Raw genomic sequence first — 20405 nt, forward strand, 5'->3', positions numbered from 1 at the left:
GACCGACATCATGCTCATCCTTCTCGTTGCCTACTTGGGCGGGGTGCTCACCATCCTGAGCCCCTGCATCCTGCCGGTGCTGCCTTTCGTGTTTGCGCGCGCCGACCGCCCGTTTCGCTCGCACGGCCTGCCCATGTTGCTGGGCATGGCGCTGGCCTTTGCCGCGGTGGCCACGCTGGCCGCGGTGGGTGGCGGCTGGATCGTCACGCTCAACGAGTACGGGCGCTACGCCGCCCTGGCCGTGCTCGCGCTGTTCGGCGTGACGCTGCTGTTTCCGGCTGTCGCCGATCGCATGACCCGGCCGCTGGTGGCGCTGGGGCTGCGCATGTCCGAGCCGCGCGGCAATGCGGGCGAGGGCGCGGGTACCGCTTCAATCTTCTCGCCGCTGTTGCTGGGCGTGGGCACGGGCCTGCTGTGGGCGCCGTGCGCGGGCCCGATCCTCGGCCTGATCCTGACCGGCGCCGCGCTCAATGGCGCAAGCGTGGGGACCTCGCTGCTGCTGTTCGCCTACGCCGCCGGTGCCTGCACCTCGCTTGCGGCCGCGCTGCTCTTCGGCGGACGGTTGTTCGCGGCCATGAAGCGCTCGCTGCATGCCGGCGAATGGATGCGGCGCGCCGCGGGCGCCGCCGTGCTGGTGGGCGTTGGCGCCATCGCGCTGGGGCTGGACACCGGGCTGCTCGCACGCCTGTCGGTGGGCACCACGTCGCAGCTCGAGCAGGCGTTGGTGGAAAAGATCAAGGAAAGCAACAAGCCGCAGCCGCCGCGCGAAGCGCACGCTGAACCGGTCGCGCTGCGCGAAGACACCGACCTGGTGCGGGTGTCGGAACAAGAAGTCCGCCCGGCCGCAGCGCCTGCGCGCGAGCTCAAGGTCGAAGGCAACTTTCCTTCACTTGCCGGCGCCACCGAATGGATCAACAGCACGCCGCTGACGCCAGAATCATTGCGCGGCAAGGTAGTGCTGATCGACTTCTGGACCTATTCGTGCATCAACTGCCTGCGCACGCTGCCCTATGTTCGCGCCTGGGCCGAGAAGTACCGGGATGCCGGCCTCGTGGTCATCGGCGTGCACACGCCGGAGTTCGCGTTCGAAAAGCGTTCGGCCAACGTGCGCAAGGCCGCGAAGGACCTGGGCATCGACTTTCCCGTCGCCATGGACAACGACTACGCGATCTGGCGCGGCTTCGACAACCGCGCCTGGCCCGCGTTCTACTTCATCGATGCAGAGGGCCGCATCCGCCATCACCAGTTCGGCGAGAACCGCTACGACAAGGCCGAACTGGTCATCCAGCAGCTGTTGGCCGAGGCGGGACAGAAGATCCGCGTCGCCGACGGACTGGTGACGCCGCTGGGGCAGGGGACCCAGGCCGCACCCGGTGCCCAGCCTGCGCTGTCCGGTGAGACCTACCTCGGCCACGAGCGTGCGCACGGCTTTGCATCGCCCGGCGGCATCGTGCGGGACCAGGCGAAGGTCTACCAACCAGCGTCTTCATCGCTGCGCATCAACCAATGGGCGATAGCCGGCGACTGGACCGTGGAGGCCGAGCGCGCCGTGCTGAACGGTGTCGGCGGGCGGATTGCCTATCGCTTTCAGGCGCGCGACTTGCATCTGGTGCTTGGGCCCGCAGCCAATGGCAAGCCGGTGCGCTTCAGGGTACTGGTCGATGGAAAGCCGCCGCTTGCGGATCATGGCTCGGATACCGATGCAGAGGGCCATGGGGTGATCGATGCCCAGAAGCTGTATCAGCTGGTGCGCCAGGCGGGCGGCGCGAAGGACCGTCTGTTCGAAATCGAATTTCTCGACGCCGGCGCGCAGGCCTATGCGTTCACCTTTGGGTGAATGAGTTCCACGAAGGGCACGGACCGCGAGGTCAGGCCGCCCAGGCGTTCAGCGACAGTCGTCGCAGCATGTCGGTCTGGCGGGACTCTTCGGCGTCTCGCAGGCTCTTGGCCGCGCGGGCGGCCACGTAGGCCACATACATCGTTTCGATGGCTTTGCCCCACTCCTGCATCTTCTGGGAAACGGCGCTGGCGGTGGACGTCGGCGTGTCTTCGTTCGGACAGGCGGGTACCTCGAAACCAGCTTTGCTGAGGATGGTGGCTTTCTGAAGAATGGTGAGCATGCGACTGGCCTCTGGATCTCTTTGTATGAGCATCAGGTTAGCTTCAGCGCAAAAGCCGTGCCATCAGCCGCATGACGTATGCGCGTGTCAGCAAAAGGCTATCTCCCTGGACGGCTGGCGGCCGCTTTCTAGTCCTTATGCCTTAGGGGGAGGGCGATCCGGCATGCTGCCAGACCAGCGTGGCGGCGGTCAGGTCTTCGAGCGCGCTGCCCACGGCCTTGAACACGGTGCGCTCCTCGCGGTCCGTGCGGCCGCTTCGTTCGCCCCGGCAGAGTGCGGCCAGCGTGCCCTGCACCGCATCGGCGCGCAGCGTGCCGGCCGCGATGGCATCGAGCAGTTCGCCGGCCTTCTGCAGCGCCTCCGGGGTATCGATGAAAGTGCGGGCATCCTCGAAACAGCGTGTATCGGCCTCGCGCATGGCGGGCGTGAAGCTGCCGATCAGGTCCAGGTGCGAGCCCGGAGCGAGCCACTCGCCGCAAACGAGCGGCGAGGTGGCCAGCGTGGCGCAGCTCACGATGTCGGCCTCGCGAACGGCCGCCTCCAGGTTCGGGGTCGCTTGCGCGTTGAATCCTTCGGCGCGCCATTGCGCGGCCAATGCTTCGGCGCCATCTGGCCGGTGGTTCCACACACGCACCTCGTCGATGGGGCGCACGCTGGCATGCGCGGCGGGCAGCAGCCGGGCAATGCGGCCGCTGCCCAGCACCAGCAGGCGACGAGCATCGGTCCGTGCCAGGAACGAGGCGCCCAGCGCCGACGCGGCGGCCGTGCGGCGCGCGGTGAGTTCGTTGCCGTCCATCATGGCGAGCGGCACCCCGGTGTGCGCGTCGTACAGCACATAGGTGGCGTGCAGGCCGGGCAGGCCGCGCGCGCTGTTGCCGGGAAAGACGTTGATGGTCTTGATGCCCAGAAAGCCCGCGTCGCTCCACGCCGGCATGATGAGTACCGTGCCCTTGTCTGCGCCGGCCGTCTCGATGCTGTGCACATGGCGCGGCGGTACGTGCGCCTCGGCCGCGAAGGCGGCGTGCAGCGCGGGCACGAGCCGTGCAAAGGCCAACGGCTCGCGCGTGGCGGTTTCGTCGAAGTGCTTCATGGTTGCCGTGGACGCAGCGAGGCGTCGAAAAATTCGACCAGCGCGCGCTGGTACGTGGTGCCGAAGCGCTCGGTCATTGGCTCCAGATGGCCGGCGCCGGCCACTTCGACGAGGCGTTTGGGCTCGCGCGCGGCGTCCAGCAGGCGCCGCGAATGCGAGTGCGGAATCACCGGATCGTCGGTGCCGTGGATCAGCAGCAGCGGGATGGGCGAAATGGCGCCGATGAACTTCGACGCCGCGTATTCGTCGCTCACCAGCAGGCCGGCACCCGGGAGCTTCTCGTTGGCAATCGACGAATACGAATAGAAGGTCGACTCGATGGCCGCCGCCTTCACGCCGGCCCGGTTGCCCGATCCCACCACCGCGACGGCGTTGGTGCCGCCCAGGCTCTGGCCGAAGACGAAGAGGCGCTCAGGGTCGACATCGGCACGAGAGCGCACATGGTTCAGTGCGGCGCTGGAATCTTCGTAAACGCCCTTGGGCTCCGGCTTGCCTTCGGACTGGCCATAGCCTCGGTAGTCGAACACGAACACATTGAAGTCCTGCGTCGGCAGCCAGGCCACGAAGCGCCAGTGCGACGACATGTTCTGCGCGTTGCCGTGGAAATGCACCACCGTGCCCTTGGCTTCCTTCGGGCTCTGGCGATTCGTCGCCGGAATGAACCAGCCGCTGAGGCGCGTGCCGTCGGTGCTCCGGAACTCCACCGCTTCGTAGCGCAGCCCGAGCGCACCGGGCGTCTCGTAGCGCACGCGGTCGGGGTAATAGAACATCGACTGGACGCAGCCGGTGAGGAACAGGGGCAGAGCGAACAGCGCCGGCTTCCAGTTCATCATCGAGTGCTTTTTCTGAAGAAGAAGCACGGCTGTGTGGGGCGCATTCCAGATCGACCGCTCAGGCCTGTTGCTGGAAAGCGAGGTGATAGCCGTTGCAATCGACAACTCCGAATTCGCTGGAGCCGTATGGCATGTTCTGCAGGGGCCACGCGATGGACACCTTGTCCTTGATGGCCGCGTAGTAGCCGGCCGCATCCGCCACGGTGAAATACAAAGTGCCGGCGCAGATGGGCGGGCTCTTCCAGAGATCCTGCTGCGTGAAGACGAGCTTGCTGCCCTGCTTCTCGACCGTCAGGGTCCTTTCCGCCGATGGGGTGGCCGCGAAGCCGAGGCCATCGGCATAGAAGGTTCGGGTCGCGGCCAGATCGTGGCATCGCAGGAGCAGCGTCAGCGACATGAGTTTTCTCCTAGAGTGCGGCCGAATGCGCAGATGGCCATCCGGGCGGAGGATAGCTCAGTCAGCCTGCGGCGATGCGGCTCCATTCGAGCCCGTGTTTCGCCAGGTACTTGCGCAGCCGGTCCGCATCGTTCACCACGCTGCGCTGCGCGCGGGAGGCCTGGAAGAGCTGCCGCCCAGCGTCCGACAGGCTGCGCGATTCGCGGCACACGTGCACCACCGCTTCGAGCTGCAGCCGGTCGAACAGGTCGAGCGCGGCCGCGCGTTCGTCGCCGAGCAGGGCGTCGAGGTCGACATCGGCATCGCCATTGCCGCGCTTCACGGGGCTTTCGCGGTTCCACAGCCAGCGCAGCCGCGCGATCTCGGCCTCGACCAATGCGACCGGAATGCGGCCGCCGTCCGCGAGCGTGGCCAGCCGCGTCACGCTGGCCGACAGGTCGCGAAAGTTGCCGCACCACAGCGCCTCGCTGCTCTGCGCAAATCGCAGGTAGGCCGCGCGCGCCTCGGCGTTGAAGCGCACCACGCGATGGTTTTCACTCGCGTGGATGGTCAGCAGGTGGTCGATGTTCGGTTCGATGTCTTCGGGCCGCTTTGCGAGGCCGGGCAGGTCGTAGGTCCAGAGATTGATGCGCGCGAACAGGTCTTCGCGAAAACGTCCGCCCGCCACGTCGCTGCGCAGATCGCGGTTGGTGCCGGCAATGAGCTGGAAGTCGCTTTCCACTTCCTTGTCGGCACCGACCGGGAAGAAGCGCTTTTCTTCGATTGCCTTGAGCAGCATCGCTTGTTCGTCAAGCCCGAGTTCGCCGATCTCGTCGAGAAAGAGCGCCCCCTGGTGCGCCGTGCGCAGCAGGCCCGCGCGCTCGCCCGCTGCGCCGGTGAACGCGCCCTTCTTGTGGCCGAACAGCGTGGAGGCCGCGCCGTCGCCGCGCAGCGTGGCGCAGTTCACTTCAACGAAGGATCCGGTCACCTGGTGGCGCGCCTGCTTGAGCTCGAACATGCGCCGTGCCAGAAACGACTTGCCCGCGCCCGTCGGACCCACCAGCAAGATCGGCGCGCGCGAGCGCACCGCCACGCGCTCGATCTCGTCGATGAGCGCATTGAAGCGCGCGTTGCGCGTGGCGATGCCGCTCTTCAGGAAGGCGACCGCATCGCGCTGCTCGGCATCGAAGCGCCGCGCAATGGCGTCATAGCGCGACAGGTCGAGATCGATCAGCGCGATCTCGCCCGGGTGGCCCGCGCGCTGCCGCTTGGGCGGCGAGGTCTGCGCAAGCACGCCCGGAACAACGCGCGATTCGGCCAGCAGGAACATGCAGATCTGTGCCACGTGCGTGCCGGTGGTGATGTGCGCCCAGTACTGCTCGCGCTCGGTGTCGAATGGGTAGGCGCGCGCCCAGTCGTAGAGGCGGGTGTAGACCTCGCCGAAATCCCACGGGTCCTCCAGATCGACGGGAACCAGGTTGACCTGCGTCTCGGGCGACACGGTGGCGATGTCGGCCCTGACCACCTCGGCAAGCGCCTTGTGCTTCAGCGTGTAGAGCAGCTCCATGCGCGCGACGACCATGTCGTCGTGCTGGGCCAGCGAGACGGTGGGGCGCCACTTCTCCCATCGGCCGGTGCCTTGTCCGGCATCGAGTTGCGTGCCGAGGAAGCCGATGACGACGGTGGGTTTCTTCATTGGTCAGATAAAAAACTATCCAAAATTATAAGAACTATGAATAAAAGCTGCACGTCGAGCCCGATGCAGTGCGCCATCTACCAAAAAATCTCCTTTTAAATCAAGGAGTTGAGTGCTCGCTTCGCTTGGTGGCCGGTACTTGGCACACCCGTTGCGATAAGGAATGCATACCCAGATACGAAATCGAAAAAAAAGAGAACCCCGAGGAGAAGTCACCATGGCAAACCTTCAACTTTTCAAGACCCACCGCGGCGTGCAACTGCCTGCGGGCAACGCGCTCAACGAAGCGGGCGGCGTGGCTTACTCGCTTTCGCCCAAGCACCAACTGGCGCAGCTCGCGGCCACCGGTTGCCTGAACAGCACCTTCTACGCACAAGCGCAGGACCAGCTCGATACCGTGCTGTCCCTGGCCCGCGAAGTCGATCCGGTTTTCGTGGCCAAGACGGCCGTGTATGCCCGCCGCGCCGGCCACATGAAGGACATGCCCGCGCTGCTGGCCGCCACGCTGGCTGCGCGCGAGGTGACGCTGCTCGCCAAGGTGTTCCCCCGCGTGGTGGACAACGGCAAGATGCTGCGCAACTTCGTGCAGATGCTGCGTTCTGGCGCCGTCGGCCGCAAGTCGCTCGGTACCCGGCCGAAGAAGCTCGTGCAGCAATGGCTGCTCGAAGCGTCCGAAGCGCAGCTGCTGAACGCATCCGTGGGCAACACGCCGTCGCTGGCCGACGTGGTGAAGATGGTTCACCCCAAGCCCGCCGAAGCCTGGCGCGCCGCGTGGTTCGCATGGCTGATCGATCGTCCGCATGCGCTGGAGGCGCTGCCTCCGGTGACGCAGGATTTCGAACGCTTCAAGCGTGACCGTACTCAACCGGTGCCCGACGTGCCGTTCCAGATGCTGACTGCGCTGGAACTGAACGCCCAGGCCTGGTCGCAGATTGCGCAACGTGGATCGTGGCAGATGGTGCGTCAGAACCTGAACACCTTCGCCCGCCATGGCGTGTTCGAACTGCCGGGCCTCGCGGAAGCGGTGGCTGCCAAGCTGCGCGACCCACAGGCCGTGGCCAAGGCGCGCGTGCTGCCGTACCAGCTGATGGCGGCCTTCACCGCAGCTGGCGCCGAGGTGCCGCACGTGGTGAAGGAAGCGCTGCAGGACGCGATGGAACTCGCGCTGGCCAACGTGCCGGCATTCGAGGGCCGCGTGGTTGTGTGCCCCGACGTGTCGGGCTCGATGAGCTCGCCCGTGACGGGCCACCGTGGTTCGGCGACTTCGGCGGTGCGCTGCATCGACGTGGCCGCACTGGTGGCTGCCGCCGTGCTGCGCCGCAATGCAGATGCGCGTGTGCTGCCCTTCGAGACGAAGGTGGTGTCGCTGAAGCTGAATCCGCGTGATTCGGTGATGACCAACGCGGCCAAGCTGGCGGCGGTGGGTGGTGGCGGAACTTCGTGCAGCGCGCCCCTGGCGCTGCTGAACAAGGAGAAGGCGCAAGCCGATCTGGTGGTGCTGGTGTCGGACAACGAATCGTGGGCCGACCCCGCACGTGGCCGCGGAACCGCGACCATGCAGGAGTGGGCTGTGTTCAAGCAACGCAACCCGAAGGCGCGGATGGTGTGCATCGACATCCAGCCCTATGCGACCACCCAGGCGCAGGAGCAGGCCGATGTGCTGAATATCGGCGGCTTCAGCGACGAAGTGTTCAAACTGCTGGCGGTGTATGCCGCGGGTGGCCTGGGCGCCGACCACTGGGTGGGTGTGATCGAAGAGACTTCGATCTGAGAAACGATCGAGAGGGTGTCGTGGGCTTCGGCCTGCGGTGCCCGATCCGAAATGAATTGAACGTCGTCGTTCGGCGAATGCAGATGCGAGTACATCGAAAAAATGTTCTTCCTCGCATCGATTGTTGGTCGCCGAACGGGGATGAATGAATGAGTTTTTGTGCGAATGCAGGCAGGACTACATCTGGTGCGACCAGGGTTCGACTCCCGGCGCCGGTCTTCGGCGTGGTCTACGTCTTGCCATCCTTGTCGTACTGTTTTTTTGCAGCGAATGCTGGCGGAACTACAGCTTTCAACGCTCGGGGTCGCGGGTTCGAATCCTGCCGGTCGCAAGACCGTAGCTCAGTGGTAGAGCACGACTGTTTCGCCGATTTTTTGTCGCTGCTTTTTGTTTTGAGGTGAATGCAGGCGGGTTTACAGGATAGAGCGCCATGGTCTTGGCCATGGAGGTCCCGGGTTCAACTCCCGGTCTGCTTCGGCAGTTAGCTCAGTTAACAACCTGTCGCTCCTCGTCACCTTTTTTATTCGGCAAGTCGGATATCGAATCCAGCGCTTGAATCAACAGTCGTGAAGAATAGATAGAGAGAGAAAAATGGAACAGAACTACAAACTGCACGAAGTCGCCAACGGCGTCCCCGTCAAGATGTGGACGAACGGCGTGCCCGTGGAAGACGAAGCGCAAAAGCAGCTCGAGAACGCCGCCCGCCTGCCCATCGTGTTCAAGCACATTGCGGCCATGCCCGACGTGCATTACGGCATCGGCGCGACCGTGGGTTCGGTGATCCCGACTTTCAAGGCCATCATCCCGGCCGCGGTGGGGGTGGACATCGGCTGCGGAATGATGGCGTGCAAGACCACGCTCAATGCACGCGACCTGCCCGATAACCTGGGCCCGCTGCGCTCGGCCATCGAAAAAGCCGTGCCGCACGGAAGCAACCCCAAGCGCATGGGTCGCGACAAGGGCTCGTGGGAAACGCCGCCCGATGAGACCGATGCGGCCTGGGCCAAGCTGGTGGACGAATTCGACGCGATCTGCGAGGACTACCCGCGTATCAAGAACACGAACAACCACAAGCACCTGGGAACGCTGGGTACCGGCAACCACTTCATCGAGGTGTGCCTGGACGAAGCGGGCGCCGTGTGGTTCATGCTGCACTCGGGTTCGCGTGGCGTGGGGAATGCCATCGGCACGCACTTCATCGAACTCGCGAAGAAGGACGCCGAGCTGCACCAGCGCAACCTGCCTGATCAGGACCTGGCGTACTTCGAGGAGGGCGCCAAGTACTTCGGCGACTACGTGCGTGCGGTGGGCTGGGCCCAGAAGTTCGCGCGTGCCAACCGCGAAGTGATGATGCAGCGCGTGGTCGTGGCCGCGCGCAAGGTCATCACCAAGCCTTTCGAGGCGCATGTGGAAGCGGTGAACTGCCACCACAACTACGTGAGCCGCGAAACGCATTTCGGCGAAGACGTGCTCGTCACGCGCAAGGGCGCGGTGAGCGCCAAGGCCGGCGAACTCGGGATCATTCCCGGCAGCATGGGTGCCAAGAGCTACATCGTGCGCGGAAAGGGCAACCCTGAGAGCTTCATGAGTTGCAGCCACGGCGCGGGCCGAGTCATGAGCCGCACCAAGGCGAAGAAGCTCTTCACCATTGCCGACCAGATCGCCGCCACCGAAGGGGTGGAATGCCGCAAGGACGCCGACGTGATTGACGAGATTCCGATGGCCTACAAGGACATCGACGCGGTGATGGAGGCGCAGAAGGACCTGGTGGAGGTGGTCTACACGCTCAAGCAGGTGGTGTGCGTGAAGGGGTGATGACTAAGCGGCTGAACGGCTGAGAGAAGAGCCGTCAACCAAGCAATAAAAACAGGTGCTCGCATGGCGAGCCTTTGATCATGAAAAGCAACAAGCAGCGGCGCACCGAAATCAAGGCCCGTCGCATTGAACGCGCCGCCGACCTCAAGGCGAAGCTGCGCACCCAGGACGCCCGGCAGCTGTCGTCCGGCGGGCTCGTGCCGGGCATGGCCATGGCCGACAAGTCGCGGCTTGCGCACTACAACACCACCTTCGGCGAGGTTCCCGATTTTTATCTCGATCAGGCCTACACCTGCCGCGATTGCGGCGCCGAAGAGGTGTGGACGGCCAAGCAGCAGAAGTGGTGGCACGAGGTTGCGCAAGGCTCGGTGTACAGCCAGGCCGTTCGATGCCGTGCGTGCCGGCAGGCCCGCCGCGCGCTGCGCGATGCAGCGCTTCGAAACGAGGGTGCCAACCTGCTGGGCGACGAGGTGGCCCGGCTGCGCGCATTGGCAACGGAGAAGCCGACCGCCGACTCGCTGGCGCAGGTGGAGGCCTCCTTGCGGAGCAAGTGGCGCAGCCTGCGCGTGATCGCAATCGAAGTCATGGGTCGGTGGGGCGGCCCCGAGCAGATCGAACGGCTGCAGGCGTTCGCGGCAGATCGTGGACGCAGCTACGGAAGCTGGGAATACGAAGCGGCCAACGCAGCGGCAAAAGCCCTGGCGCGCCATTCGGAGGCGAATCGAGAATGCTGAGGCTCACTTTCCTGGGGACGTCCTCGGGCACGCCAACGCGCCAGCGCAACGTGTCCGGCCTTGCGGTGCAAACCGTGCTCGGCGCCGACTGGTTCCTCATCGATTGCGGCGAAGGCACGCAGCACCGGCTGCAGCAAACGCCTCTGTCGCTGCACGACATGGCGGCTGTCTGCATCACGCATGTGCATGGCGACCATTGCTACGGCCTCCCGGGCCTGCTCGCGAGCGCGGGCATGGGCAAGCGCATCAAGCCCCTGAAACTGATCGCGCCGCTGCCGGTGTGGGAGTGGTTCGAGGCCACGCGCCGCTTGACGGACTTGCACCTGCCGTACGAGGTCGAGCATGTGGATGTCGAAGCCCAGGCGCTCGTTTACGAAGCACCGGGCCTTCGCATCGATCGCCATGTGCTGCGGCACCGCGTGCCCAGCCATGCCTACCGCGTGCAGGTAGAAACCCGGCGCGTGCGGCTGAAGGCCGACGCCCTGCGTGCGGCCGGCCTGCCGGCGGGACCCGCATGGCGCGCGCTGCAGAACGGCGAGGACGTGCCTTTCAACGCAGGAGTGCTGCGCAGCGCCGATTTTGTGGAGACGCAGATCGACACGGCCAGCGCCGTGCTGGGGGGCGACAACGCCGAGCCCGCGTTGCTGCACGACGCTTGCAAGGGGGCGCAGCTGCTGGTGCACGAGGCCACCTACACGCAAGAAGTACTCGACAAGGTCGGACCTGGGCCCATGCACAGTTCGGCGCGCCTGCTGGCCGAGTTTGCACAATCGGCCCAAGTGCCCAACCTGGTTCTCACGCACCTGAGCCCACGCCACCAGAACGCAGAGGGCATGGCGGCACTGATGGCGGAGACCCAGGCCCACTACCGTGGCAACGCTTTCCTGGCCAACGACCTGGACGTGTTCGAACTCGACAGCACCGGCAAGGTGACTGTGACCCGCGCCTGAAGAAATGAACGATCAGGCGACAAGGCTATTTTCATGACGACTCAAGAATTCCTATGCTCCGCCCATCCCATCGACCCCGCCATGCGCGTGCAGGTCATGGAGAACCTGCGTGACATCGAAGTCCGCTACGACGTGACCGTGCTCTTCGCCTGCGAATCCGGCAGCCGCGGCTGGGGTTTCGCCTCGCCCGACAGCGACTACGACGTGCGCTTCATCTACGTCAACCGCCTGCCGTGGTACCTCACGGTGACGGAGCGCCGCGACGTGATCGAGGTGCCGATCAGCGGCGATCTCGACATCAACGGCTGGGACCTGCGCAAGGCGCTGGGCCTGATGCGCGAGTCGAACCCCACGCTGCTCGAATGGCTGCGCTCGCCCATCGTGTACCGCGAGGATGCGGTCGCGATGCCGCGCTTTCGTGCGCTGTCGGAAGCGGTGTTTTCCAACGCCCGCGGCTGGCATCACTACAGCTCGATGGCGAAGAAGAACTTTCGCGAGCATCTTCAAGCCGATGAGGTGCGCTACAAGAAATACCTCTACGTGCTGCGCCCGCTGCTGGCCGCGCGCTGGATCCGCACACAGCCCGGCGTGCCGCCGATGCGCTTCGCCGACCTGGCGCAGAAGACGCTCGACGCGGTTCGCGATGCCGCGCTGATCGATGAGATCAACGCGCTGCTCGAGGTGAAGATGCGCGCCGGCGAAGCCGCGACCAGCCCGCGGTGGCCCGGCATCCATGCGTTCATCGAGTCCGAGCTGGCGGCCAATGCGGCCGAGCCGGTGACGCCGTTGCCGCAGGCCGAGCAAGCGGGGCTCGATGCGTTCCTTTGCGAGACGGTGCTGCGCTTCGACGCGGCCGTGTCTGCCGCAAACGAAGGAGGCCGCCCATGATCGAACTCGACGGCTCCCAAGGCGAAGGCGGCGGCCAGATCCTGCGCACCAGCCTGGCCCTGTCGGTGGCAACGGGCCAGCCCATCGCCATCGACAACATTCGCGCGGGTCGCGCCAAGCCGGGCTTGATGCGCCAGCACCTCGCGTGCGTCAACGCCGCGGCCGAAATCAGCAGCGCGCAAGTCGAAGGCGCCGAGCTCGGGTCGCAATCGCTGCGCTTCGTGCCCGGGCCGGTGCGCGCGGGCGAGTACCGCTTCACGATTGCCAGTGCGGGCAGCTGCATGCTGGTGCTGCAAACGGTGCTGCCGCCGCTGCTGCTGGCCGGCGCGCCGAGTCAGGTGCACCTGCGCGGTGGCACGCACAACCCGATGGCGCCGCCTTTTCACTTTCTGGAGCGTGCCTTCGCGCCGCTGGTGCGTCGCCTGGGTGCGGATCTGCAACTGACGCTGCGCCGCTGTGGTTTCTACCCCGCCGGTGGCGGCGAAGTGGAAGCGACGATCGTGCCCGCGGTGGATGGGCTGCGGCCTTTCGATCTCGTCGCGCGCGGCGCGCTGCTGTCGGGCCATGCGGAGTGCCTGGCGCCGGGGCTTGCGCGGCACGTGGCAACGCGCGAGCTCGAAACGCTGGGCCAGGCCATGGGATGGTCGGGCGATCAGCTGCGCACAGGAACGGCGCGGCAGAACGAGGGGCCGGGTAATGCGCTGCTCGCCACGCTGGCCTACGAGCACGTGACCGAGGTGTTTACGGCGTTCGGCGAGAAGACGCTGAGCGCCGAGCAGGTGGCGCATGCGCTGGTGAAAGAGCTGCGCGAGTTCCAGAAGAGCCAGGGCGCGGTGGGACCGCATCTTGCCGACCAGCTGGCATTGCTGCTGGGCCTGGCCGCATGGCAAAGCGGCAGCGCGGGCACTTTCACGTGCAGCGAAGTGACGGAGCACACGCGCACCAACTGCGCGGTGATCGAGCGCTTTCTGCCCGTGCGCTACGACATCTCGAGTGTGTCTGGGGTGGCCACCATCTCGGCCAGGCCAGCCTGAGCGACGACGCCGCCCACCTTGCTCACGAGGAAGGTCGCGGCGGTCCAGGCTGGCGGCAGATCACCGCCAGCGGTTCCGAGCGGCCGCGCACGCGCAGCATGTCGACCTCGTCCATCGTGTGGGCAAGGCTGGCCTGCTGCGCCGCAAACAACGAAACCACCAGTCGCGACGAGGCCGCCTTGGCGTGGTCCTGGAGCCGGCTCGCAGTGTTGACTACTTCACCGATGGCGGTGAAGGTGGTGGTGTCCAGATACCCCACTTCGCCCACCGCGGCACGCCCGGCGTGCAGGCCCATGCCAAAGTCCAGCCGCTGGCCGAACTGGGCTTCGAAGCTTTCGCTCCACGCGTCCATGCGTTGGCCGATGAGTTCGGTAGCACGCAGCGCCTGGCGGCATGCGTTGGGCAGGTCGGTCTCGAGGCCGAAGATCGCCATCACGCTGTCGCCGATGAACTGGTTGGGCACACCGCCGGTCTCGCGCACGGCGGCACCCACGGTAGCGAAGTAGCGGTCGAGCACATAGGCCAGGTCGAACGGCCACTGCCGCTCCGACAACCCCGACCAGCGCCGCAGGTCCACAAACAGGATGGCCACGTCGCGCTCGTGCCCGAAGCTGCGGACCGGCGAGGGGCGTCCTCCATTGGCCGGCGGTGCGAACAGCGGCGTCACCTCGATGTCGCCGCGCGGGCGCAGTTGGCAGGCCAGCCGCACGTCGGCCGGCGCTCGCACGCGCTCGAGCGTTCCCTGCTCGTCGCGGCCCGGTGCGCCCGTGTGTTCCGCCGGGCCGAGCACCCGCACGCGGCAAGTCGAGCATCGCGCCCGCCCGCCGCACAGCGACAGGTGAGCGATGCCGTGCGAGCGGCTCGCTTCCAGCACGCTCCAGCCGCGCGGCACATGCACCGTGCGGTCGGGGTAGCGCAGCGCGATGGAAGGTTGGCGAGACCAGCGTGCCAAGCCGTTGCGGCCCCAGCGGGCCGCCAGCAAGGCGAGCAGCGCAAAACCGTAGAACCACTTGATGTAGCCCTCGGCCGCATTGAGCGCCTTGCCCTGTGCAGGCGTCGGCAGCACGGTGGGCGGAACGCCCGTCCACTCGAACTCGCGGCCCATCGAGATGAAGCCCATGGCCGCCGTGAGCGGCAGCACCACCGCAATGGCCAGCAGCAGATGGAAGAAGCGGCGGTAGCCGGGCCGCGCCCGCAGTGCGAAGTGAACCCCCAGGCAGCCGTGGCTCCAGGCCGCGAGCATCAAGGCGAACTGCGCGCTGGCGCCGGGCAGGTTCCACAGCCCCCAGACGACGCGGACATAGGAGCCCTCGATGCCATAGGCAAGATAGGCTCCGCGCATGGCCGTCAAGTGCGTGGCCAGCAGCAGCGGCAGCGCAAATCCCAGCAGCACGCGCACGCCCTCGAGCGGCGGCATGCGCAGTGTGCGGCGCTCCCACAGCGCTGCCACGGCCAATGCCAGATGCACGGCCGCCGCGCCATACAGCAGCAGCGTACCCGGCAGGCTGTGCCAAAACTTCTGCACGCCGCGCAGCACGGTTTCGGCCGCCGAAAACGAGACGATCCCCAACGAATGGTTCAGCAGGTGCACCGTGACATAAGCCATCAGCACCAGCCCGCTCACCCAGCGCAAAGTGCGCCGTGTCGGCGGTCGCGAAAGAAAAGCGAGTCGGGGGAAGGGGCTGTCCATGAATGGGTTCGAAGCGGCACCCGAGCATAATGCGCGCGCCCTTTACCGACCCGCATGGCCTCATCTCCCCCCATTCCTCGATCCAGCCTCGCGCTGCGCCGCATCGCACTGCTCGAAGGCCTGTCCGACGAGCGGCTGGACCTGCTGGCGCAGCATTGCTCGTGGCACAGCGTGGACGCCGGCAAGCCGCTGCTGATGCGCGCCGAGCAGCAGGGCGACGTGTTCCTGCTGGTATCGGGCCGTGTCCGGGTGACCACCTATTCGGCCAATGGGCGGCAGGTCACCTTCAGGGATTCGGAGGCCGGCGAACATTTCGGCGACATTGCCGCCATCGACGGGGGCCCGCGCTCGGCCGACGTGGTCACGCTGGAGGCGAGCGTGCTCGCCAGCCTGGACCGGGCCGCCTTCATGGCCTTGCTGCGCGAGGAGCCCGTGGTGGCCGAGCGCGTGATGCAGCGGCTGGCCTCACTGGTGCGGCAGCTTTCCGAACGCGTGATCGACTTGAGCACGCTCGGCGTACAGAACCGCTTGCATGCCGAGTTGCTGCGCCTCGCGCGTGTGGCCGGCGTGGAGAACAATCAGGCGCGCCTGGAACCGGCGCCCAGACATGCGGACCTTGCGAGCCAGATCAGCACCAACCGCGAGCAAGTAACCCGTGAACTGAACGTGCTGGTGCGCAGCGGCGTGCTTCAAAAGGAGGGCAAGGCCCTGCTGGTGGCCGACGCCGCCCGGCTCGAGTCGATGGTCTCGCAGGTGCGGGGCGACGGCGGCTGAGCCGGATCAGTCAGTTCCAACGGCCGCGCAGACCGCCGAGGCTGAAGCGGCCGGCGCCCAGCAGCACCACGGTGAGCGCGCCGAACAGGTACAGGCCCTGCAGTTCGAGCGCCCAGCCGCCCTGCTTGGTCAGCGCGAAGAGGTCGGCCATGTGCACGAGGCCAAAGGCCGCGAGCATGTTGATGACGACCACGCCGGCGGCGGCGCGGGTCCAGAAGCCGGCGATCATGAGCAGCGGCGCGACGATTTCGCCCACGTACACCAGGTAGGCAAGTCCGCCCGGCAGGCCGGATTTGACGAGCATCGCGCTCACGAAGCCAACGCCGGCCGAGATCTTGAAAATGCCGTGCAGCAGCACGAGCACGCCAACGACCACGCGCAGCAACAGCTTGCCGGAGTCGTCCAGGGTGGCGGGAGAGATGGAGGAGGCCTGTGCAGGTGCGTTAGGCGCACGCGCCGAGGGGGCGGCTACGGCCTGGTTGTTCATGGCAAATCCTTGGAAAGTGGAAGGGCCGCCGCGGGAGTGCGGCGATTGCAGTTCCAGTGTGCGGAGTCGCCGATAGCCCGTATGTGCGTTTACGCACAGTTTTCGAACTGCGGCGTGCCGGACGGGACCGCTGCAGAGCCCACGCCTTCCTGCTACGCTCGAACGGCCCGCCCACCGATCCAGCGGGCTTTTTTCTGCCTGCGCCGCCTCTTTCTCCATGGTCTTTCCTCTTATCACCGATCCGCATTTCTACGCGGTCGCCATTCCCGCCGTGCTGTTGCTCGGGATCAGCAAGAGCGGTTTCGGCGCCGGCTTCGGCTCGCTCGCGGTGCCGCTGATGGCGCTGGCGGTCACGGTGCCGCAGGCGGCGGCCATTCTGATGCCGCTGCTGCTGTTGATGGACCTGCTGGGGATCGCTGCCTTCCGGCGCGACTTCGACCGTGCACTGCTCAAGTTCCTGATTCCGTTCGGGCTGCTCGGCACGGTGATCGGCACGCTGCTGTTCCGCACGCTTTCTGCCCACACCGTGGCGGGCATCGTCGGCGTGTTCACGCTGCTGTTCCTGGCCCAGCGTCTGGTGTTTCCGCCCAAGCCCGACGACCCGTTGCCTTCGCGCGTGGTGGGAGCGGCGCTCACGGCGGTTTCGGGCTTCACCAGCTTCATCGCCCACGCCGGCGGGCCGCCGGTCAACGCCTACGTGATACCGCTGCGCCTCAAGCCGGTGGTGTTCACCGCCACGATGGCGTATTTTTTCTTCGTGGTGAACCTGAGCAAGTGGATTCCCTACGCATGGCTCGGCCTCCTCGACCTGCGCACGTTCGCCACGTCGGCGGTGCTAATGCCGCTGGCACCGCTCGGCGTTTGGGTCGGCATCCGCATTGCCCGGCGCATCAATGCGACGTGGTTCTATCGCTTCGTGTACCTGGGCATGCTGCTCACGGGCCTCAAGCTCGTCTACGACGGCTTCCTGGCCTGAGGCCGGCAAGCTTTAAAACTCTACGATCGACTTGAACTCGCCGAACATCATCCGCTTCGCATCGAAGGGCATGGTCTTCGGGTCCATCGCGGCGATGCGCGGGTCGGCCATGACCTTTGCATTGACCGCGTCGCGGTGCTTGCGCGACTTGTAGACGATCCACGAGAACGCCACCGTTTCGTCCGTCTTCTGCTTCACGGCTTGCGGAAACGAGGTGAGCTTGCCCGGCTTCACGTCATCGCCAATGCACTCCACGTATTCGAGCGCGCCGTATTCCATCCAGATCTTGCCGGCCTTGCGTGCCAGCTTGCGGTAGGCCTCGATGTTGTTCGAGGGAACGGGAACGAGAAAGCCATCGACATAGCGAGCCATAGAAAGTCTCCTTGAAAGAATTGGAAGGAAGAAAAAGAACAGGGGACGCCGCAACGGCGTGCCTTCAGGACGCCGCCGCACGGTTTTCCGTACCGGCGGATGCCGCGGCCCCTTGGTTGCCTGCCGTGCGAAGCAGCACGGCCCCGAGCAGTCCCGCCACGGCTGCGAACACAGCACCGATGAGAAACGCGAGGTTGTAGCCGCCGGTGAGCGCCAGCGGGACCTGTGCGCCGGCTGCCGACATCGCGCTGGTGCGCGCCACGGCCGCACTGGCCAGCACTGCCAGCCCCAAGGCACCCCCCATCATGAAGGCCGTGTTGACCACGCCCGAGGCCAGGCCCGATTCGGTGGGGCTCACCTCGCTCATGGCCGCGAGCAGCAACGGATTCAGCGCCATGCCGGCGCCCAGGCCGAGCAGCAGCATGCCGGGCAGCACGTCGACCGCGAAGCTGCCGTTCACCGGTGCCCGCGCGAACAGCGCGAGCCCGATGGCCGCCAGCCAGAGCCCGACGGCGAGCGGCTTGCGGATGCCGAAGCGCATCACCAGCTTGGCCGACACACCGAGCGAGAACACCGCCATGATCAGGTTGGCGGGCAGGAAGGCGAGGCCGATCTGCATTGGCGTGTAGCCCAGCACAAGCTGCATGTAGAGCGCTGAAATGAAGAACCACGCGAACATGGCTGCAGCCCACAGCACGCCCACCACGTTGGAGACCGAGACGCTGCGCAGGCGGAACAGGCCCAGCGGCATCAGCGGATGCTGGACCTTGGACTCGATGCCGATGAAGAACACCATCAGTGCCACCGCGGCGCCAAGCAGCCCGAGCGTCTGCGTGGACTGCCACCCCGCTTCATTGCCGTTGACGATGGCATACACCGCAAGCATCAGCGACAGCGTGACCGCCACCGCGCCGGCCACGTCGAGCTTCTCGCCATGGGCATGGCCGCGCGCCGACGGCAGCAGCGCGATGCACAGCGCATACACCGCCACACCGATCGGCAGGTTGACCAGAAAGATCCAGTGCCAGCTCAGCGTGCTCGTGAGCAGTCCGCCCAGCAGCACGCCGATGCTGCCGCCGCCTGCGCAGACAAAGCCATAGACACCCATCGCCTTCGCCCGGTCGGCCGGCTCGGTGAAGATGTTCATGATGAGCGAGAGCGCCACCGCCGAGACCACCGCGCCGCCCAGCCCCTGCACTGCCCGCGCCGCCACCAGCAGGGCCTGCGAATTGGCGATGCCGCAGGCCAGCGAGGCGAGCGTGAACAGCACGAGGCCGATCAAAAAGATCTTGCGGTGGCCGTACAGGTCGCCCAGCCGCCCGCCGAGCAGCAGGAAGCCGCCGAAGGTCAGCATGTAGGCATTCACCACCCAGACCAGCGAGGTCTCGGTGAAGCCCAGGTCGGTTCGGATCGAGGGCAGCGCGACGTTCACGATCGTGGTGTCGAGCACGATCATCAGCACCCCAAGGCACAGCACCATCAATGCGAGCCAGCGCTTTCGGTTGTCGAGTGTGTCGGTCATGAAGAGCGATTCCTCCGATGGGAATGAAAACGGGGCGTGGGGCTCAAGCGGCCGGCGCCACCACCAGCAGCCAGCCTACGCCGAAGCGGTCGGCCAGCATGCCGAAGCTGGAACTGAAGAAGGTCGGCATCAGCGGCTGCATCACCTGGCCGCCGTCGGCCAGCGCATCGAACCACTGGCGCGCCTGGGCGTCGGTGGAGGCGGTGAGCGCGAGCATGATGCCCTTGAACTCCGGCTGGCCCGAGCACCGGCCGTCGGACGCCATCAACTCGGTTTCCCCGATGCGCATCACCGCGTGCATCACCTTGTCGGCTCCCGGCGTGCTGCCGCCGCAGCTCGCGTCGGCATCGGACGAGGGCGGCATTTCCGGCGCCTCGCTGTAGCGCATGAGCTGCACGACCTCGGCGCCGAGCGCCTTCTTGTAGAACGCGAGCGCTTCGTCGCAACGGCCTTCGAACGAGAGATAGGACTGGACTTTCATGGCGTTTCCTTTGGACTGAGGATGAAAGGATGCGCAGGGACCTGCGCGCATACGGAATTACTAGTTTGTGTACACCGTCCACAAAGAATAGCAGACATAATGGACACTGTCCACATGGAGATTCATGATGAGCCCCCGCATCGTTCCGCCCGAGCCCAGCGCGCCGGCCGCCCGCAGCACGTACCGCCACGGCGACCTGCGCCGCGCGCTGCTCGATGCGGGCATCGAACTGGCCCGCGACGGCGGCCCCGACGCGGTGGCGCTGCGCGAAGTGACGCGGCGTGCAGGCGTGGTGCCCAACGCGGCGTACCGGCATTTTGCGAGCCGGCGCGAGCTGCTGCTCGCGGTGCGGGCGGCCGCGCTGTCGGCGGCGGCCACGGCCATGGAAAAAGAACTGGCGGTGCTGCCCTGCGATCAGCCCCCTGCCGACTTCGCGCGGGCGCGGGTGCGGGCCATCGGCACCGCCTACCTGCGTTTTGCGCAGGCCGAACCGGGGTTGTTCAAAACGGCTTTTCTCGTGTCGTCGGAAGACGCCCAGGGCGAGGTGGGACCGGGGCGCGCAGGTGCGAGCGGCATGGACCCGTTCCAGTTGCTGAGCAGCGCGATCGACCGGCTGGTCGATGCGGGCGCGCTCAACGCTTCGCGGCGACCGAATGCCGAATACCTGGCCTGGTCGGCCGTGCACGGGCTGGCGCTGCTGATCATCGAGGGGCCGCTGAAGGACATGGACGCGGAAGCCACCCACGCGCTGGGTCAGCGGCTGATCGATATGGTGGAGCGGGGGCTTTAGCCAGGA

The 20405-nt window shown here is 66.2% G+C and carries 20 protein-coding genes; 10 read left to right on the forward strand and 10 right to left on the reverse strand.

Annotated features, from left to right (window positions below; all coding sequences use genetic code 11):
• The first annotated feature begins 10 nt into the window (after positions 1 to 10).
• A complete protein-coding gene (locus J2X92_RS08670) occupies positions 11 to 1837 on the forward strand; it encodes a cytochrome c biogenesis protein DipZ (RefSeq protein ID WP_307574958.1) in 1827 nt (608 codons plus the stop codon).
• Between the two features lie 31 nt (positions 1838 to 1868).
• On the opposite strand, the gene J2X92_RS08675 is transcribed toward J2X92_RS08670, so the two are convergent.
• The 5 genes from J2X92_RS08675 to rtcR all read right to left on the reverse strand — a co-directional run bounded on the left by J2X92_RS08675 (position 1869) and on the right by rtcR (position 6115).
• On the reverse strand, positions 1869 to 2120 hold the full coding sequence (locus tag J2X92_RS08675; RefSeq protein ID WP_307574959.1) for a hypothetical protein: 252 nt from the start codon (positions 2118 to 2120) through the stop codon (positions 1869 to 1871).
• A 142-nt stretch (positions 2121 to 2262) separates the two neighbouring features.
• The gene (locus tag J2X92_RS08680) at positions 2263 to 3210 is read right to left on the reverse strand and encodes an ornithine cyclodeaminase family protein (RefSeq protein WP_307574961.1); all 948 of its coding nucleotides are present in this window, start codon (positions 3208 to 3210) and stop codon (positions 2263 to 2265) included.
• Positions 3207 to 4043 (reverse strand): alpha/beta hydrolase, encoded by an 837-nt coding sequence (locus J2X92_RS08685; RefSeq protein ID WP_307574963.1) that lies wholly within the window; start codon positions 4041 to 4043, stop codon positions 3207 to 3209. The genes J2X92_RS08680 and J2X92_RS08685 overlap by 4 nt, the downstream gene beginning before the upstream one ends.
• Before the next feature lie 58 nt (positions 4044 to 4101).
• Positions 4102 to 4440: a VOC family protein gene (locus J2X92_RS08690; protein WP_307574964.1), complete on the reverse strand. Its 339-nt coding sequence runs from the start codon at positions 4438 to 4440 to the stop codon at positions 4102 to 4104.
• Between the two features lie 61 nt (positions 4441 to 4501).
• Complete coding sequence (gene rtcR / locus J2X92_RS08695) at positions 4502 to 6115, reverse strand: RNA repair transcriptional activator RtcR (protein WP_307574966.1); 1614 nt, start codon at positions 6113 to 6115, stop codon at positions 4502 to 4504.
• A 217-nt stretch (positions 6116 to 6332) separates the two neighbouring features.
• Between rtcR and J2X92_RS08700 the strand changes: the two genes are divergently transcribed.
• The 6 genes from J2X92_RS08700 (at position 6333) to rtcA (ending at position 13307) form a co-directional block, all read left to right on the forward strand.
• Positions 6333 to 7886: a vWA domain-containing protein gene (locus J2X92_RS08700; RefSeq protein WP_307574968.1), complete on the forward strand. Its 1554-nt coding sequence runs from the start codon at positions 6333 to 6335 to the stop codon at positions 7884 to 7886.
• Positions 7887 to 8477: 591 nt separating this feature from the next.
• Positions 8478 to 9701 carry an RtcB family protein gene (locus J2X92_RS08705; RefSeq protein WP_307574970.1) on the forward strand — a complete coding sequence of 408 codons (1224 nt, stop codon included), beginning with the start codon at positions 8478 to 8480 and terminating at the stop codon, positions 9699 to 9701.
• An 80-nt stretch (positions 9702 to 9781) separates the two neighbouring features.
• Positions 9782 to 10435, forward strand: a complete 654-nt coding sequence (locus tag J2X92_RS08710) for a zinc-ribbon domain containing protein (protein WP_307574971.1) — start codon at positions 9782 to 9784, stop codon at positions 10433 to 10435.
• Positions 10429 to 11385 carry a ribonuclease Z gene (locus J2X92_RS08715; RefSeq protein ID WP_307574972.1) on the forward strand — a complete coding sequence of 319 codons (957 nt, stop codon included), beginning with the start codon at positions 10429 to 10431 and terminating at the stop codon, positions 11383 to 11385. Before J2X92_RS08710 ends, J2X92_RS08715 begins: the two co-directional genes overlap by 7 nt.
• 33 nt (positions 11386 to 11418) lie before the next feature.
• Positions 11419 to 12273, forward strand: a complete 855-nt coding sequence (locus J2X92_RS08720; protein WP_307574973.1) for a nucleotidyltransferase domain-containing protein — start codon at positions 11419 to 11421, stop codon at positions 12271 to 12273.
• A complete protein-coding gene (gene rtcA, locus J2X92_RS08725; protein WP_307574975.1) occupies positions 12270 to 13307 on the forward strand; it encodes an RNA 3'-terminal phosphate cyclase in 1038 nt (345 codons plus the stop codon). The genes J2X92_RS08720 and rtcA overlap by 4 nt, the downstream gene beginning before the upstream one ends.
• A gap of 22 nt (positions 13308 to 13329) precedes the next feature.
• On the opposite strand, the gene J2X92_RS08730 is transcribed toward rtcA, so the two are convergent.
• Complete coding sequence (locus tag J2X92_RS08730) at positions 13330 to 14997, reverse strand: adenylate/guanylate cyclase domain-containing protein (RefSeq protein WP_307574976.1); 1668 nt, start codon at positions 14995 to 14997, stop codon at positions 13330 to 13332.
• Between the two features lie 54 nt (positions 14998 to 15051).
• Here J2X92_RS08730 and J2X92_RS08735 point away from each other — a divergent pair, with 54 nt between their 5' ends.
• Positions 15052 to 15771: a Crp/Fnr family transcriptional regulator gene (locus tag J2X92_RS08735; protein WP_307574978.1), complete on the forward strand. Its 720-nt coding sequence runs from the start codon at positions 15052 to 15054 to the stop codon at positions 15769 to 15771.
• Between the two features lie 10 nt (positions 15772 to 15781).
• On the opposite strand, the gene J2X92_RS08740 is transcribed toward J2X92_RS08735, so the two are convergent.
• Positions 15782 to 16258, reverse strand: coding sequence for a DoxX family protein (locus J2X92_RS08740; protein WP_307574980.1), 477 nt, complete (start codon positions 16256 to 16258; stop codon positions 15782 to 15784).
• A gap of 217 nt (positions 16259 to 16475) precedes the next feature.
• Here J2X92_RS08740 and J2X92_RS08745 point away from each other — a divergent pair, with 217 nt between their 5' ends.
• On the forward strand, positions 16476 to 17234 hold the full coding sequence (locus J2X92_RS08745) for a sulfite exporter TauE/SafE family protein (RefSeq protein ID WP_307574981.1): 759 nt from the start codon (positions 16476 to 16478) through the stop codon (positions 17232 to 17234).
• A 12-nt stretch (positions 17235 to 17246) separates the two neighbouring features.
• Here J2X92_RS08745 and J2X92_RS08750 read toward each other — a convergent pair whose 3' ends face one another.
• The 3 genes from J2X92_RS08750 to J2X92_RS08760 all read right to left on the reverse strand — a co-directional run bounded on the left by J2X92_RS08750 (position 17247) and on the right by J2X92_RS08760 (position 19609).
• Complete coding sequence (locus tag J2X92_RS08750; protein WP_307574983.1) at positions 17247 to 17606, reverse strand: DUF1428 domain-containing protein; 360 nt, start codon at positions 17604 to 17606, stop codon at positions 17247 to 17249.
• A gap of 64 nt (positions 17607 to 17670) precedes the next feature.
• Entirely contained in the window at positions 17671 to 19128 is a 1458-nt protein-coding gene (locus tag J2X92_RS08755) for a DHA2 family efflux MFS transporter permease subunit (protein ID WP_307574984.1), read from the reverse strand.
• Positions 19129 to 19171: 43 nt separating this feature from the next.
• Positions 19172 to 19609, reverse strand: coding sequence for a VOC family protein (locus tag J2X92_RS08760; RefSeq protein ID WP_307574986.1), 438 nt, complete (start codon positions 19607 to 19609; stop codon positions 19172 to 19174).
• A gap of 127 nt (positions 19610 to 19736) precedes the next feature.
• Here J2X92_RS08760 and J2X92_RS08765 point away from each other — a divergent pair, with 127 nt between their 5' ends.
• Positions 19737 to 20399 (forward strand): TetR/AcrR family transcriptional regulator, encoded by a 663-nt coding sequence (locus J2X92_RS08765; RefSeq protein WP_307574987.1) that lies wholly within the window; start codon positions 19737 to 19739, stop codon positions 20397 to 20399.
• Positions 20400 to 20405: the final 6 nt, after the last annotated feature.

This window comes from Variovorax paradoxus, from assembly GCF_030811855.1.
GTDB classification, from domain to species: domain Bacteria; phylum Pseudomonadota; class Gammaproteobacteria; order Burkholderiales; family Burkholderiaceae_C; genus Variovorax; species Variovorax paradoxus_L.

Coding starts and splice junctions, on each gene's coding strand:
- J2X92_RS08670 (WP_307574958.1), top strand. CDS start 11: ATGCTCATCCTTCTCGTTGCCTACTTGGGCGGGGTGCTCACCATCCTG.
- J2X92_RS08675 (WP_307574959.1), bottom strand. CDS start 2,120: ATGCTCACCATTCTTCAGAAAGCCACCATCCTCAGCAAAGCTGGTTTC.
- J2X92_RS08680 (WP_307574961.1), bottom strand. CDS start 3,210: ATGAAGCACTTCGACGAAACCGCCACGCGCGAGCCGTTGGCCTTTGCA.
- J2X92_RS08685 (WP_307574963.1), bottom strand. CDS start 4,043: ATGATGAACTGGAAGCCGGCGCTGTTCGCTCTGCCCCTGTTCCTCACC.
- J2X92_RS08690 (WP_307574964.1), bottom strand. CDS start 4,440: ATGTCGCTGACGCTGCTCCTGCGATGCCACGATCTGGCCGCGACCCGA.
- rtcR (WP_307574966.1), bottom strand. CDS start 6,115: ATGAAGAAACCCACCGTCGTCATCGGCTTCCTCGGCACGCAACTCGAT.
- J2X92_RS08700 (WP_307574968.1), top strand. CDS start 6,333: ATGGCAAACCTTCAACTTTTCAAGACCCACCGCGGCGTGCAACTGCCT.
- J2X92_RS08705 (WP_307574970.1), top strand. CDS start 8,478: ATGGAACAGAACTACAAACTGCACGAAGTCGCCAACGGCGTCCCCGTC.
- J2X92_RS08710 (WP_307574971.1), top strand. CDS start 9,782: ATGAAAAGCAACAAGCAGCGGCGCACCGAAATCAAGGCCCGTCGCATT.
- J2X92_RS08715 (WP_307574972.1), top strand. CDS start 10,429: ATGCTGAGGCTCACTTTCCTGGGGACGTCCTCGGGCACGCCAACGCGC.
- J2X92_RS08720 (WP_307574973.1), top strand. CDS start 11,419: ATGACGACTCAAGAATTCCTATGCTCCGCCCATCCCATCGACCCCGCC.
- rtcA (WP_307574975.1), top strand. CDS start 12,270: ATGATCGAACTCGACGGCTCCCAAGGCGAAGGCGGCGGCCAGATCCTG.
- J2X92_RS08730 (WP_307574976.1), bottom strand. CDS start 14,997: ATGGACAGCCCCTTCCCCCGACTCGCTTTTCTTTCGCGACCGCCGACA.
- J2X92_RS08735 (WP_307574978.1), top strand. CDS start 15,052: ATGGCCTCATCTCCCCCCATTCCTCGATCCAGCCTCGCGCTGCGCCGC.
- J2X92_RS08740 (WP_307574980.1), bottom strand. CDS start 16,258: ATGAACAACCAGGCCGTAGCCGCCCCCTCGGCGCGTGCGCCTAACGCA.
- J2X92_RS08745 (WP_307574981.1), top strand. CDS start 16,476: ATGGTCTTTCCTCTTATCACCGATCCGCATTTCTACGCGGTCGCCATT.
- J2X92_RS08750 (WP_307574983.1), bottom strand. CDS start 17,606: ATGGCTCGCTATGTCGATGGCTTTCTCGTTCCCGTTCCCTCGAACAAC.
- J2X92_RS08755 (WP_307574984.1), bottom strand. CDS start 19,128: ATGACCGACACACTCGACAACCGAAAGCGCTGGCTCGCATTGATGGTG.
- J2X92_RS08760 (WP_307574986.1), bottom strand. CDS start 19,609: ATGAAAGTCCAGTCCTATCTCTCGTTCGAAGGCCGTTGCGACGAAGCG.
- J2X92_RS08765 (WP_307574987.1), top strand. CDS start 19,737: ATGAGCCCCCGCATCGTTCCGCCCGAGCCCAGCGCGCCGGCCGCCCGC.